The organism is Aeromonas popoffii, assembly GCF_000820025.1.
In the GTDB taxonomy this organism is placed as follows: Bacteria; Pseudomonadota; Gammaproteobacteria; order Enterobacterales; family Aeromonadaceae; genus Aeromonas; species Aeromonas popoffii.
The window spans coordinates 89,324-102,032 of sequence record NZ_CDBI01000025.1; the positions used below are offsets into that span (position 1 = coordinate 89,324).

General features: G+C 62.2%; 12 protein-coding genes and 1 pseudogene. 8 read left to right on the forward strand and 5 right to left on the reverse strand.

Annotation, left to right across the window (positions count from 1 at the left end; genetic code table 11):
* Window positions 1-49: 49 nt before the first annotated feature.
* A complete protein-coding gene (gene hutZ, locus BN1129_RS05750; RefSeq protein ID WP_042035065.1) occupies window positions 50-607 on the reverse strand; it encodes a heme utilization protein HutZ in 558 nt (185 codons plus the stop codon).
* Window positions 604-1,116 carry a heme utilization cystosolic carrier protein HutX gene (gene hutX, locus BN1129_RS05755; protein WP_042035068.1) on the reverse strand — a complete coding sequence of 171 codons (513 nt, stop codon included), beginning with the start codon at window positions 1,114-1,116 and terminating at the stop codon, window positions 604-606. The genes hutZ and hutX overlap by 4 nt, the downstream gene beginning before the upstream one ends.
* Before the next feature lie 168 nt (window positions 1,117-1,284).
* Between hutX and BN1129_RS05760 the strand changes: the two genes are divergently transcribed.
* Genes BN1129_RS05760 through BN1129_RS05770 form a run of 3 tightly spaced genes read left to right on the forward strand, consistent with a single transcriptional unit; the run spans window position 1,285 to window position 3,954 of the window.
* Window positions 1,285-2,124, forward strand: coding sequence for a heme/hemin ABC transporter substrate-binding protein (locus BN1129_RS05760; RefSeq protein ID WP_042035069.1), 840 nt, complete (start codon window positions 1,285-1,287; stop codon window positions 2,122-2,124).
* Window positions 2,121-3,152: a FecCD family ABC transporter permease gene (locus BN1129_RS05765; protein WP_042035071.1), complete on the forward strand. Its 1,032-nt coding sequence runs from the start codon at window positions 2,121-2,123 to the stop codon at window positions 3,150-3,152. Before BN1129_RS05760 ends, BN1129_RS05765 begins: the two co-directional genes overlap by 4 nt.
* A 13-nt stretch (window positions 3,153-3,165) precedes the next feature.
* Window positions 3,166-3,954, forward strand: coding sequence for a heme ABC transporter ATP-binding protein (locus BN1129_RS05770; RefSeq protein WP_042035073.1), 789 nt, complete (start codon window positions 3,166-3,168; stop codon window positions 3,952-3,954).
* Between the two features lie 157 nt (window positions 3,955-4,111).
* Here the strand turns inward: BN1129_RS05770 and BN1129_RS05775 are convergent, their stop codons facing one another.
* Window positions 4,112-4,738 carry a YitT family protein gene (locus tag BN1129_RS05775; RefSeq protein WP_005311722.1) on the reverse strand — a complete coding sequence of 209 codons (627 nt, stop codon included), beginning with the start codon at window positions 4,736-4,738 and terminating at the stop codon, window positions 4,112-4,114.
* A 330-nt stretch (window positions 4,739-5,068) separates the two neighbouring features.
* Between BN1129_RS05775 and BN1129_RS05780 the strand changes: the two genes are divergently transcribed.
* Together BN1129_RS05780 and BN1129_RS05785 are read left to right on the forward strand one after the other, a co-directional pair.
* Window positions 5,069-6,082, forward strand: coding sequence for an NAD-dependent epimerase (locus BN1129_RS05780; protein ID WP_042035074.1), 1,014 nt, complete (start codon window positions 5,069-5,071; stop codon window positions 6,080-6,082).
* Window positions 6,083-6,665: 583 nt separating this feature from the next.
* The gene (locus tag BN1129_RS05785) at window positions 6,666-7,520 is read left to right on the forward strand and encodes a lytic transglycosylase domain-containing protein (RefSeq protein ID WP_042035076.1); all 855 of its coding nucleotides are present in this window, start codon (window positions 6,666-6,668) and stop codon (window positions 7,518-7,520) included.
* Between the two features lie 53 nt (window positions 7,521-7,573).
* On the opposite strand, the pseudogene BN1129_RS22285 reads toward BN1129_RS05785, so the two are convergent.
* A pseudogene (locus BN1129_RS22285) lies at window positions 7,574-7,714 on the reverse strand (YgjV family protein); the annotation flags it as partial.
* Window positions 7,715-8,079: 365 nt separating this feature from the next.
* Here BN1129_RS22285 and ettA point away from each other — a divergent pair.
* The 3 genes from ettA (at window position 8,080) to BN1129_RS05800 (ending at window position 11,792) form a co-directional block, all read left to right on the forward strand.
* Window positions 8,080-9,747 (forward strand): energy-dependent translational throttle protein EttA, encoded by a 1,668-nt coding sequence (ettA, locus tag BN1129_RS05790; protein ID WP_042035078.1) that lies wholly within the window; start codon window positions 8,080-8,082, stop codon window positions 9,745-9,747.
* A 92-nt stretch (window positions 9,748-9,839) separates the two neighbouring features.
* Window positions 9,840-10,175, forward strand: coding sequence for a hypothetical protein (locus BN1129_RS05795; RefSeq protein WP_042035080.1), 336 nt, complete (start codon window positions 9,840-9,842; stop codon window positions 10,173-10,175).
* Window positions 10,176-10,448: 273 nt separating this feature from the next.
* Window positions 10,449-11,792: an NCS2 family permease gene (locus BN1129_RS05800; protein WP_042035082.1), complete on the forward strand. Its 1,344-nt coding sequence runs from the start codon at window positions 10,449-10,451 to the stop codon at window positions 11,790-11,792.
* Between the two features lie 68 nt (window positions 11,793-11,860).
* On the opposite strand, the gene djlA is transcribed toward BN1129_RS05800, so the two are convergent.
* Complete coding sequence (djlA, locus tag BN1129_RS05805; RefSeq protein WP_042035084.1) at window positions 11,861-12,697, reverse strand: co-chaperone DjlA; 837 nt, start codon at window positions 12,695-12,697, stop codon at window positions 11,861-11,863.
* Window positions 12,698-12,709 lie beyond the last annotated feature (12 nt).

Genomic DNA, 12,709 nt, shown 5'->3' on the forward strand with positions numbered 1-12,709 from the left:
AAAAAACGGGCAGCCAAAGCTGCCCGTTTTTTATGCGATATGGCCGCCATCAGACTGGCGCATCGGCCGGGCTGGTCAGCTCAACACCGTTGTCGACCCGCTTGTGCCCTTCCACCAGATGGACGAAGTCCACCAGCTCGTCACCTGAGACGCGAAACGCCTGACCGAAGCCCTTGACGAACAGCCCCTGCTCGGGCTTGAGCCGGAACAGCACGAAATCCTTGAGGTTGGAGAGCCCCTTGACGATGTCGCCGAAGCGCCCTTCCAATGCGGTAATCGCCTGGCCCCAGCGCACGTCGTCGCGAGTCACCACTTCGGCCAGCGCATCGAAGGTAAGCCGCTTGCGGGCAAACAGCTCGCGGGCACCGGTCTCATCCTCGATCAGCATCAGCGACACCTTGGGCACCTGTTGCAGGTTGCGGGCGTGGCGGGCAATTTCGGAGATGAGCACATAATAGCCATCCTCCTGCAGCACGAAGGGGGCATAGCTGGCATTGGGGTTGCCTTCACTGTCCACCGTTGCCAACTGCAGGGTGCGGCAACCGTCGCGAAACTCGCGGATCTCCGGTTGCAGGCGATTCTGCAGACGCTCCTGACGTTCACTCATGCTTTCACTTCCTCTTGATACTGGTGGCGCAAGGCCATGAAGCGTTCCACCTGGGCGGGCAGCAGCTTGCGCTGCTCGTCACGTCCCAGATAGACCTTGAAAATACAGCGGCCGCTGTGGCCGAAAAACTGGAAGGAGTGCCCCTCCTTGCCCATGAACAGCTTGCTGACCAGCGCCATGCCAGCCACGTTGTCGAGCTTGAGGTGGCCATGCATCTCGCCGTCACGCCCCATCAGGTTGTAATAGCCACGCGCACTCTTGCCCTTGGGAAACGGCGCCTTCACCTCGAAGATGGAACCATCGGATTCGACGATGGTGGTCACCTGACCCCAATCTGCCAGATCTGCCAGCAGGGCTTCGGCCCGCTCGCCAGGCACCAGGGTCACCAGCTCGGCCGGCAGGTGGCGTACCACCTCCCACTCGCTGACCGCCAGCTGGCTGGCAATGGTGGAAGGATGGGCGCTGGGGTCTTGCGCCAGCAGCTCATGAATGCGTTGTGCAATGCTCATAGGTTCTCCCTTGGGATGCGCGCTGCATCCCTCTCCTGTCATGGCGAATACTCTAATAAAGCACCCGATCCAATGCAATTGATAATTGCTTTCATTCTCAGTGCTTTTTTTTCACCGGCTTGATATTCTCGGCGGCAACCCAACTTCATTCACCCTTCGGAGGTTAGCATGGGCCGTTGTTTTGCCCTCGTACTCAGCCTGATCGGCTGCTCAGCCCTGTCCCTGTCAGCTGCCGCACAGGAACGTATCGTCAGCATAGGCCCGGCCACCACAGAGCTCATTCTGGCTCTGGGCGGTGCACCCAGCCTGATCGCCACCGACATCAGCAGCACGGAACCGAAAAATCTGCCCCGGGTCGGTTATCACCGCGCCCTCGCCGCCGAGGGGATCCTCAGCCTGGCGCCGACCCGGCTGATCGGCAGTGACGAGATGGGGCCTGCCCCGGTGCTGGAGCAGCTGCGCCGCGCCGGGGTCGAGGTCAGCATGCTGCCGACGGCACCGACCCTCGCCAACCTCAACCAGCGCATCGACACCCTGGCCAGCCTGCTCAACGATCCGGCCGCTGGCACGCGATTAAAAGCCGAGATCCAGGCCCAGACCGCGCAGCTGGCGACGCAGGCGAAGCAGACCAAGCCGCTCAAGGTCGCCTTCCTGCTGCTGCACAAGGGGCAGCCCACCAGCATAGCCGGTGGCAATACCACCGCCAGCGCCCTGCTCACCCTGGCGGGCGGCGTCAATCCGGTGGCCCAGTTGAGCGACTACAAGCCTGTCTCTGCCGAATCCCTGATCGAGCTGCAACCAGATCTGGTACTGGTAAGCGGTCGCGAATGGCAGCAGTATCAGGATCCACAAACCGTGCTGAGTCAGGTACCCGCGCTCGAAGCGACCCCAGCGGGTAAAAACCGGGCCATCCACGCCATCGACGGCCACGCCTTGCAAGGAGGCCTCAGCCTCACCTCGCTGCAGCAGGCGAACCAGATAGCCAAGTGGATTAAGCTGGCTTCATGAGACGCCTGCCACTGCCCTGGCTGGTCGCGCTCACCGGCGGCGCGTTGGCGCTGCTGCTGGTCGGGTCGCTGGCGACCGGCCCCATGACCCTCTCCCTCGGCGAGAGCCTGCGTGCTCTGTTCGCCGGGCAGGAGAGCGGCATTGAAGCCCACAAGCTACTGATAGTGCAGGAGATCCGCCTGCCACGTACCCTGCTCTGCATCGCCGTGGGGGGCATACTCGGCCTCTGTGGCGCTGTCATGCAGGGGCTGTTTCGTAATCCGCTGGCCGACCCCGGCATCATAGGCGTCTCCGGCGGGGCGGCCCTCGGCGCCGCACTGGCCATAGTGCTGCTGGCCCCTCTCGGCCAGCAGTGGCAGAGCCTGCTCGGCATAGGCTTGCTGCCTCTGCTCGCCTTCCTTGGCGGCGCGATCACCACCACGCTGGTATATCTGCTGGGCACCCGGGAAGGGGGCACCTCCGTCACCGTCATGCTGCTGGCGGGGGTGGCCATCACGGCACTGTCCGGCGCCGTGATAGGCCTGCTCACCTACCTGGCCGACGACCAGATGCTGCGCAACCTGAGCCTGTGGCAGATGGGCACCCTGGCGGCGGGCAAACCGGTGGACGTGGCGCTGGCACTGGCCACCCTGGTCACCTTGCTACTGTTGTTCATGCGCGATGCAAATCCCCTCAACGCTCTGTTGCTGGGGGAAGGGGAGGCCCGTCATCTGGGGGTCAATGTGCAATCCCTCAAGCGGCGCCTCATCCTGCTCACCGCCGCCGGGGTTGGTGTGGCCGTCGCCGTGGCGGGCATGATCGGCTTCGTCGGTCTGGTGGTGCCCCATCTGGTGCGGCTGCTGGCCGGCCCCAACCATGTCAGGCTACTGCCGCTCTCTGCCCTGCTCGGCGCCGCCCTGCTGCTGGGCGCCGACATGCTGGCCCGCACCCTGCTGGCACCGGCCGAGCTGCCGGTGGGCATCATTACAGCCCTGCTGGGCGCCCCCTTCTTCATCTGGCTGCTGCTCAAGGGCCGCCGGACGCTTTAACCGGAGGTCTATCTTGCCTGCATCAACGCCCCTGCTGCGCTGTCACCAGCTCAGCCTCACCCGCGCTGGCCGCCCCATCCTGGACAGGCTCGACCTCAGCCTGCAGGCCGGCACGCTCACCGCCCTGCTGGGCCCAAACGGCGCAGGCAAGAGCTCGCTGCTCAAGTGCCTGACCGGCGAGCTGGAACACGAGGGGGAGATAAGCCTGTTTGGCCGGGAGCGGCAAGCCTGGCTGGGCATAGCGCTAGCCCACCGCGTCGGCGTGCTGCCGCAGAGCTCGTCCCTCAACTTTCCATTTCTGTGCGAAGAGGTGGTAGCCATGGGGCGCCTGCCCCACAGCGAACCCGCCAGCCGGCGCGACGAGATAGTGCGAGCCGCCATGACCCATGCCGGGGTTGAGCACCTGGCCGGCCGCCTCTATCCCGGCCTCTCCGGGGGGGAGCGGCAGCGGGTGCAGTTCGCCCGGGTACTGGCCCAGATCTGGCAGGCACCGGACGAGCCCCAGCAGCCGCGCCTGCTGCTGCTGGACGAACCCACCTCGGCGCTCGACCTCAAGTACCAGCACCAACTGCTCACCATGGCCCGCGCCCTGGCCGCGCGCAACACCGCCGTACTGGTGGTACTGCACGATCTCAACCTGGCGGCGCGTTACGCCGACCGGCTGGTGATGCTGGAGCAGGGCAGGCTGATGGCCGACGGCAGCCCGGCTGAGGTGCTGACCCCGGCCCTGATCGATCGCCTGTATGACTACCCGGCCCAGGTGATCCATCATCCAGAAACCGGTCTGCCCATGGTGGTGTGACGCAAGGCTCATCTCCCTCCCGGTAGCACGGCTACCCGGTTCGGGTACTCCACCATCCAGAAACCGGTCTACCCATGGTGGTGTGAGAGGGGTCGGGCTCCCGGATAGCAAAAGAGCGCCATCAGGCGCTCTTTTTGATTGTGAGAGAAGTGATGCATCAAGCTATCTGATAGCGGCCCGGCTTGTGATTAAGTGTCAACACCAGGTTACAGATGATGGCCGCCACCACCGAGAGCGCCAGGATCCAGGGCTGCACCACGAAGCAGGAGGCGATGACTATGGTGCAATCCAGTCCCATTTGCAGCTTACCGGCGCGGATGCCGAAGCGGTCCTGAATAAACAGCGCCAGTATGTTGAAGCCACCCAGACTGGATTTGTGGCGGAACATGATGAGCAGCCCCATGCCGATCAGGGTGCCGCCGATCAGGGCCGCATAGACGGGTTCTATCTTGCCTATCTGTAGCACGGCGTTGAGGTGATCCGTCATGAAGGAGACGGCCGCCACAGAAACGAAGGTGTTGAGGGTGAAGCGCGGCCCCATCCTGAGCCAGGCCAGGGCGTAAAACGGCAGGTTCATGCCGAAGAACAGCAGGCCGAAGCTCAGCCCCGTTACCTGTTGCAGCAGCAGCGCCAGCCCGGCGGTGCCGCCGGTGAGCAGGCCAACCTGATGAAACAGGAAGATACCGAGGGAAACGAAACCGGCAGCGGTCAGCAGGGCGAGTACATCTTCATAGAGGGGATGCGCAGAACGGGCTGAGCGCGCAGAGCCTGGGGTGTTGTCCATAACCTGTATCCAATAGCGAAGTGAAAAGAGTGTCTTGTGCCCGCCATGGCGGACTCGGGCCCTGTCCGCAGGGCTTCGTTATGGGGTCAAGTCTATTTTTTGCGACCAGGATCACAATAGTCACGGGGAACGCCCCATGTTGGTGCCTGTCATTCTCCATTGACAGCCAGTGCACCAAGATGCAGCATGCCGCGCCTGACGAGCCAGCCCTCATCCACTATGGCGCCGCCTCCATGTGGCGCCGGGGCCCACGCACTGGTACAAAGTGCCCAGCCCTTTTTCAACCCCCACTCAGGACCACAGGCCCATGATCAGCACAGGACAACACGTATGAAGTATCTGGTGACAGGCGCCGCCGGTTTTATCGGCTTTCACGTCGCTAGGCGGCTGTGCGAGGCGGGCCATCAGGTGGTGGGGCTCGACAACCTCAACGACTACTACGAGGTGAGCCTGAAACGGGCCAGACTGGCCCGGCTGGTCCCCTTTTCCCATTTTCGCTTCGAACAGCGAGAGCTGGCGGATCGGGACGGCATGGCTGCCTTGTTTGCCGAGAGCGGGTTCGAGCGGGTGATCCACCTGGGGGCCCAGGCGGGGGTGCGCCATTCGCTGGAGAACCCGTTTGCCTACGCCGACAGCAACCTCACCGGCATGCTGACCGTGCTGGAGGGGTGTCGCCAGCACGGCATAAATCATCTGATCTACGCCTCCTCCAGCTCCGTCTATGGCCTGAGCGATCAGATGCCCTTCACCACCGAGCAGCCGGCGGATCACCCCGTCTCCCTCTATGCCGCCACCAAGAAGAGCGGCGAGCTGATGGCCCACGCCTACTCGGCGCTCTACGGCCTGCCCACCACAGGGCTGCGCTTTTTCACCGTCTACGGTCCCTGGGGTCGCCCCGACATGGCCATCGCCAAGTTCACCCGCGCCATCCTGACCGGCGAGCCCATCGATGTGTACAACCAGGGCTTGCTCAGCCGCGACTTTACCTACATAGACGACATAGTGGACGGCATACTCGCCGTCGCCGAACGGCCACCGCGCGCCAATCCGCACTGGCACGCCAGCCAGGACAGTCAGGCCGAAAGTGCCGCCCCCTACCGCATCCTCAACATAGGCAACGGCCAGCCGGTGCGGCTGCTCGACTTCATCGAGGCACTGGAGCTCGCGCTGAACAAGCCTGCCATCAAGCGGATGCTGCCGATGCAGGCCGGTGACATGCACGTCACCTGGGCCGACAGCGACCCCCTTCACACCCTCACGGGCACCCGCCCCGCCACCCCGCTCAGGCAGGGTGTCGCCGAGTTTGTGCGCTGGTATCTGGCCTACCACCAGATTGCCGAGTGAACCCGCTCAGGACCTGCCGGAGCGGGCCCTGACCTATCCATACACCATCACCAACATGGTCACCCCCCCCCAAAAAAAGCACGCCCCATGAGGAGGGGAAGGTGTGAGCAGGCTGGCGGTTTACCGTCCCCCGGCTGGGGTAGACAGACCACTGCTAACAACAGAGCCATCCCCTGCTCTCGACCTGAGTGGTGAGTAAACTCCGTCTGATGTACCGCCAACTGCCGGGGAAGATGAGCAGACCTATCATCTCGACATCTCGCCGCAACGACACTGACAACCTATGCCACCCTGAACGTTACTCGGCCACTGCCGCCCGCAAGTGATAATGGCGGGGTCAATGGAGCCTATCGGGCTGCTGCTAACCACGTAAGCCGTGTCTGCACCTCTCTTTTTCTCCCCATAACGATTGGATGGCACAGCCACAGATCCCGCCGTATGCACATTCGTGCCTGCATTTCACACAGGTTCCATACCGTTTTGATCTCTGGAGGAGTGGATCCATAACAACAGGATCCACTGGATTAATGGCGGAGCGGACCATGTTCCACTATATCTTCTGTACCCCAACAGGAGAGAATCCATGTCGAGCCTCAGCGAAAACAGGCTGTTTTTGCTGCTTTTTTTATCGCTGTTGCTGGCCGGTACCGTGCAGGCAACGGCACAAAGCAGGGATTTCAGACAGGCGCCCAAGGCGCTCAGCGCACTGAAAAAAGGCCAGGTGGCACAGAGTCAGGGCAACCTGACCCAAGCCATCCACTTCTACTGCGCCGCCGCCACGACGGGTAACCCGGAAGGTTACTTCCGCATCGGTCGCCTGCTCGCCACTGGCCCGGGCTCGGTGCGCAACCCCAGGATGGCCAACGCCTACCTCGCCATGGCGATGCGCCTTGGCAACCAGCAGGCCACTCGCTACTACAACGCCCGTATTGGCAATGCCGTCATGGGGGATCATTGTGGCGCCGGGGTCGGCGGGGGCGGCGGCTACTTCGCCGAGATCCCCAATACCCCTTTCAACCTGGAGGCCTATCTGGCCCGCCAGTCCCCAGCCAAGCAGAAGCTGGTTATCATGCTGCGCAGCGCCGCCAAGCATCACCACATCGACGAGCGGCTGGTGCTGGCCATCGCCATCGCCGAATCCAATCTCGACAGCCGCGCCGTATCTCCCAAGAACGCCCAGGGACTGATGCAGCTCATACCTGAGACCCAGCAACGCTTCGGCGTTACCCGCCCCTTCGATCCCGAGCAGAACATCAAGGGTGGAGTGGCCTACCTCAAGTGGCTGCACACCCACTTTGACGGCAACTGGACCCTGATGTCGGCGGCCTACAACGCCGGCGAGAAATCGGTGGAACAATACGGGGGCATCCCCCCTTATCAGGAGACCCAGCAATATGTGCGGCGGGTCCTCTACTTTGCGGGCCACAAGCAACCCTGAGCGGGCAATCAGGGTATCGCCGACAGGAATGCGGCTACCTCACCTTGCAACGGTCAAGGAAATGGCGACCATGTCCAGCATTGTTCAAAGCCATAGTGGCGGTAGTAACCCACCAGATTGCTGACCAGCAACAGCCCCTCCATCAGCGCGGCGACCAGTGAGCCCAGCCGCAGCTTGTTGACCAGCCAGCAGATCCCGACCGCAGCTCAACGTCAGCCGTGGCAAGCACAGGCAAAGGGCTTCGCCCATCGCGGCAGCCAAGTCCATTGCGCAGAGAAAGGCAGCCAGTGGGGGTGCCTGAGGGGGATGGGATCATGGCGGCTCCGGAACAAAACGGCAGCCCACATCATGCCCAAATTGCACGGCTGATGCATCAAGGCGTGACCGCTGCGGCAAAGGGGAGTGCCAACCGGGCGCCGCCTTTGCCCACCCCTGTCCATTGGTTTACAATCGACGGGTTTTTTGGAACCGGGTTGACGGCGTGTCGACCTGGCCCCACCACGACATCAGTCTGTTAGTGCCAAGACATTAACCCGCTGAAAAGGAAGAGAATTAGCCAATGGCTCAATTTATTTACACCATGAACAGGGTCGGCAAGGTAGTGCCGCCCAAGCGTCATATCCTCAAGAACATCTCCTTGAGCTTCTTCCCGGGCGCCAAGATAGGCGTACTGGGTCTCAACGGTGCCGGTAAGTCCACCCTGCTGCGCATCATGGCGGGCATCGACACCGATATTGAAGGGGAAGCCCGTCCGCAACCCGGCATCAAGATTGGCTACCTGCCCCAGGAGCCGAAGCTGGATCCCGAGCAGACAGTGCGCGAAGCGGTCGAAGAGGCGATCGGCGAGGTGAAGCGCGCCATGGCCCGTCTCGACGAGGTCTATGCCGCTTACGCCGATCCGGATGCAGATTTTGACAAGCTGGCCCGCGAACAGGGCGAGCTGGAAGCCATCATCCAGGCCCAGGGTGGCCACAACATGGAAAACCAGCTGGAGCGCGCGGCCGATGCCCTGCGCCTGCCAGCCTGGGACGCCAAGATCCAGCACCTCTCCGGTGGTGAGCGCCGCCGCGTGGCGCTGTGCCGCCTGCTGCTGGAAAAACCGGACATGCTGCTGCTGGACGAACCGACCAACCACCTGGATGCGGAATCCGTGGCCTGGCTGGAGCGCTTCCTGCACGACTACGAAGGCACAGTGGTGGCCATCACCCACGACCGTTACTTCCTCGACAACGTGGCAGGCTGGATCCTGGAGCTGGACCGCGGCGAAGGTATCCCGTGGGAAGGCAACTACTCCTCCTGGCTGGAGCAAAAGGACGCCCGTCTGGCGCAGGAAGCCAGCTCCGAAGCGGCTCGTCGCAAGTCCATCGAGAAAGAGCTGGAGTGGGTTCGTCAGAACCCGAAAGGCCGTCAGGCCAAGTCCAAGGCCCGTATGGCTCGCTTCGAAGAGCTCAACACCAACGACTACCAGAAGCGCAACGAGACCAACGAGCTGTTCATTCCGCCCGGACCCCGCCTCGGCGACAAGGTGCTGGAAGTGGCCAACCTGCGTAAATCCTACGGTGATCGGGTGTTGATCGACGATCTGTCGTTTGCCATTCCGAAGGGGGCCATCGTCGGCATCATCGGCCCGAACGGTGCCGGTAAGTCCACCCTGTTCCGCATGATGTCGGGTCAGGAGCAGCCGGATTCCGGCACCATCACGCTGGGTGAAACCGTGGTGCTGGCCTCTGTCGATCAGTTCCGCGACAGCATGGACGACAAGAAGACGGTGTTCGAAGAGGTCGCCGACGGTCAGGATATCCTGCGCATCGGCAACTACGAGTTCCCGAGCCGCGCCTATATCGGCCGCTTCAACTTCAAGGGTTCCGATCAGCAGAAGCGGGTTGGCGAACTCTCCGGTGGTGAGCGTGGTCGTCTACATCTGGCCAAGCTGCTGCAGACCGGCGGCAACGTACTGCTGCTGGATGAACCGACCAACGATCTGGATATCGAAACCCTGCGCGCCCTCGAGAACGCCCTGCTGGAGTTCCCGGGTTGTGCCATGGTCATCTCCCACGATCGCTGGTTCCTCGACCGTATTGCCACCCACATCCTGGACTACCAGGACGAGGGCAATATTGCGTTCTTCGAAGGTAACTTTACCGAATACGAAGAGTGGAAAAAGAAGACCTACGGCGCCGAGGCGATCCAGCCACACCGGGCCAAATACAAGCGCATCACCAAATAAGGGTGGCAGCGTCACAAGGGGAGCTCAGGCTCCCCTTTCGATTGCCTTTGACTTACAATCGAAGGCGTATGCCTTTGCATGGATGTAGCAAGATGACGACCCAGCCCCCCATAGAGAAGAAACTCACCATCCAGATCCGGGTCGAGCCCGGCTGCCTCGGGCCAGATGGCAAGGAACACATCGAGACCTTCTGTGTCGCCGCTGCCAAGATTTTCTCTGTCATCGATCCTGAACTGGTGAGCTGGGTGCTGATCCCGCGCTACGACAAGCAGTTGCCGGAACAGGAGTTCTTCATCGAGGGACGCAAGCTGACCGAGGAGCAGGCCAGCCTGTTTCTGCGCCGTCTCGGGCGAGAGCTCGGCGAGGTGCTGGACAGACTCGACTCGGTGCTGGCCCAGCTGGTGGAGCGTTACTTCAAGACCCTCTAAGCCGTATTCTCAATGGGTTCACCATAAAGGTTCTCTGGCGAGAACCTTTTTTATTGCGCAAATAGCAAACGTTTGAATTTTTGCGCTATTCATTGATCCGCTTCGCAGATCCGGGGTTTGTAAACGCCGCCGCCTGTGTGAAAATGTGCCCGCTGTCACGGTATCAGGACGAGTCTGGTCACTTAGTCACCAGAAAAATAGCCCCCTTGCCCACGCATGGATGGGGTGCCGACTCTCCTGCTGCTTATTTCACGTCACCTATTGGAATCCAACATGAACCAACAACACCAAGCCGCCAACCAGGCCGCCGGGCAAGGATTGCTTGAGCGCCTGTTTGCCCTGCAAGGCCATGGCACTACCGCCCGCACCGAAGTGATCGCCGGTATCACCACCTTCCTGACCATGGTCTACATAGTGTTCGTCAACCCGCAGATCCTCTCCGCTGCGGGCATGGACACCCAGGCCGTGTTCGTCACTACCTGCCTCATTGCCGGTATCGGCAGCATACTGATGGGCCTGTTGGCCAACCTGCCCATCGCCCTGGCCCCCGCCATGGGGCTGAATGCGTTCTTCGCCTTCGTGGTGGTGGCTGGCATGGGTTACTCCTGGCAAGTCGGCATGGGCACCATCTTCTGGGGCGCGCTGGGCCTGCTGATCCTGACCCTGCTGCGGGTGCGCTACTGGCTGATCGCCAATATCCCGCTCACCCTGCGAGTCGGCATCACCGCCGGTATCGGTCTGCTCATCGCCCTGCTCGGTCTGCACAACGCCGGGATCGTGGTGGCCAGCCCGGCCACCATGGTGACGGTGGGCAACCTCACCTCCCTGCCCTGCCTGCTGGGTCTGCTTGGCTTCTTTATCATCTGTATCTTCTCCGCCCGTGGCGTCCACTCCGCCGTCCTGATCGCCATCGTGGTCACCACGGGTCTGGGCTGGCTGTTTGGCGATGTCACCTTCAAGGGGTTCGTCTCCATGCCCCCCAGCATAGCGCCAGTGTTCGGCCAGCTGGATCTGATGGGATCGCTCGACATCAGCCTGGCGGGGATCATCTTCTCCTTCATGCTGGTCAACCTGTTCGACTCTTCCGGCACCCTGATTGGCGTCACCAACCGCGCCAAGCTGGCGGACGACAAGGGCCACTTCCCGCGCATGAAGCAGGCACTGCTGGTCGATAGCGTGAGCTCGGTCGGCGGCGCCTTCATGGGTACCTCCTCGGTCACCGCCTTTATCGAGAGCAGCTCAGGCGTTGCGGTCGGCGGCCGCACCGGCCTGACCGCCATCGTGGTCGGCCTGCTGTTCCTGCTGGCGATCTTCTTCTCTCCCGTCGCCGCCATGGTGCCAGCCTATGCTGCCGCTGGCGCCCTCATCTACGTGGGCGTGCTGATGTGCTCCGAGCTGACCCGGGTGAAGTGGGAAGATCTGACCGAAGCGGTACCGGCTTTCATGACCGCGGTGATGATGCCGTTCAGCTTCTCCATCACAGAGGGGATCGCCGTGGGCTTTATCTCCTACTGCGTGATGAAGGCGGGCACCGGCCGCTGGCGCGAGATCAACCCCTGCGTGCTGGTGGTCGCCCTGCTGTTCGTGCTCAAGTTCGTCTGGGTCGACAGCCACTAAGCCAGGCTATCGCACACAAAAATGCCCGTCATCGACGGGCATTTTTTATGGCAGGCAGAGGACGGCACTCAACGGATACCGCGAGCCTCGCGGATCCACTCCCAGGCCTGCTGTATCTCCTGGGTCTTCTCCTTCGCCATCTCCATCATCTCCGGTGGCAGCCCCTTGGCGGCCAGCTTGTCCGGGTGATGCTTGCTCATCTCCTTGCGGTAGGCGCGCTTGATGTCCTGATCGCTGTCGCTCTCGCTCACCCCGAGCAACTGGTAGGCATCCTTGAGGCGATCCGCTGACGGCGCTTCCTGCCGGTACTGCTGCCCGCCGTGCCCACCGTCCTGATAGTGCCCGCCGTGCGCCCGGTTGAAGAAGTTCATCTGCGCCTCGGCCATGGCCAGGATACGGGCCAGCTCGATGCGGCTGAAACCCAGCTCATCGGCGATGGTGTGCAGGATGGCCCGCTCGTTGTCTTCGACCTTGCCATCGGCAAAGGCGGCCTGCAGTTGCACCTCCAGGAAGAAGCGCAGTATGTCGCGCTGCCCCAGACTGGCACGGCGAAATTCAGCCAGGGTTTCCCGCAGCGGGAACTCGGCCTCCTTGCCCAGCCGGAACGACTCCTGGGCGCGGGCCCGCTGATCCCCCACCAGCCGCATCCGATCCATCAGGTTGGAGGCAACCCGGATCTCCTGCTCCGTGACTTGACCGCTCGCCTTGGCGATATGGCCCATGACGGCGAAGGTGGCGTGAAAGAAGACCGCCTGCTGTTGCTGACTGGGGCCACGCTGGAACGCCCCCCGAATACCCATGCCCCGATCGAAACGGTGGCCGATCCAGAGGCCAAGCAGGGCACCAAAGATGTTGCCGAGCAGAAAACCGAAGAAGGCGCCAAGCACCTTACCCCAAATACGCATGGTTCAAGACCT

Excerpts from the sequence above, each read along its gene's own strand:
- hutZ (WP_042035065.1), bottom strand. The coding sequence starts at position 607 with ATGAGTGAACGTCAGGAGCGTCTGCAGAATCGCCTGCAACCGGAGATC.
- hutX (WP_042035068.1), bottom strand. The coding sequence starts at position 1,116 with ATGAGCATTGCACAACGCATTCATGAGCTGCTGGCGCAAGACCCCAGC.
- BN1129_RS05760 (WP_042035069.1), top strand. The coding sequence starts at position 1,285 with ATGGGCCGTTGTTTTGCCCTCGTACTCAGCCTGATCGGCTGCTCAGCC.
- BN1129_RS05765 (WP_042035071.1), top strand. The coding sequence starts at position 2,121 with ATGAGACGCCTGCCACTGCCCTGGCTGGTCGCGCTCACCGGCGGCGCG.
- BN1129_RS05775 (WP_005311722.1), bottom strand. The coding sequence starts at position 4,738 with ATGGACAACACCCCAGGCTCTGCGCGCTCAGCCCGTTCTGCGCATCCC.
- BN1129_RS05780 (WP_042035074.1), top strand. The coding sequence starts at position 5,069 with ATGAAGTATCTGGTGACAGGCGCCGCCGGTTTTATCGGCTTTCACGTC.
- BN1129_RS05785 (WP_042035076.1), top strand. The coding sequence starts at position 6,666 with ATGTCGAGCCTCAGCGAAAACAGGCTGTTTTTGCTGCTTTTTTTATCG.
- ettA (WP_042035078.1), top strand. The coding sequence starts at position 8,080 with ATGGCTCAATTTATTTACACCATGAACAGGGTCGGCAAGGTAGTGCCG.
- BN1129_RS05795 (WP_042035080.1), top strand. The coding sequence starts at position 9,840 with ATGACGACCCAGCCCCCCATAGAGAAGAAACTCACCATCCAGATCCGG.
- BN1129_RS05800 (WP_042035082.1), top strand. The coding sequence starts at position 10,449 with ATGAACCAACAACACCAAGCCGCCAACCAGGCCGCCGGGCAAGGATTG.
- djlA (WP_042035084.1), bottom strand. The coding sequence starts at position 12,697 with ATGCGTATTTGGGGTAAGGTGCTTGGCGCCTTCTTCGGTTTTCTGCTC.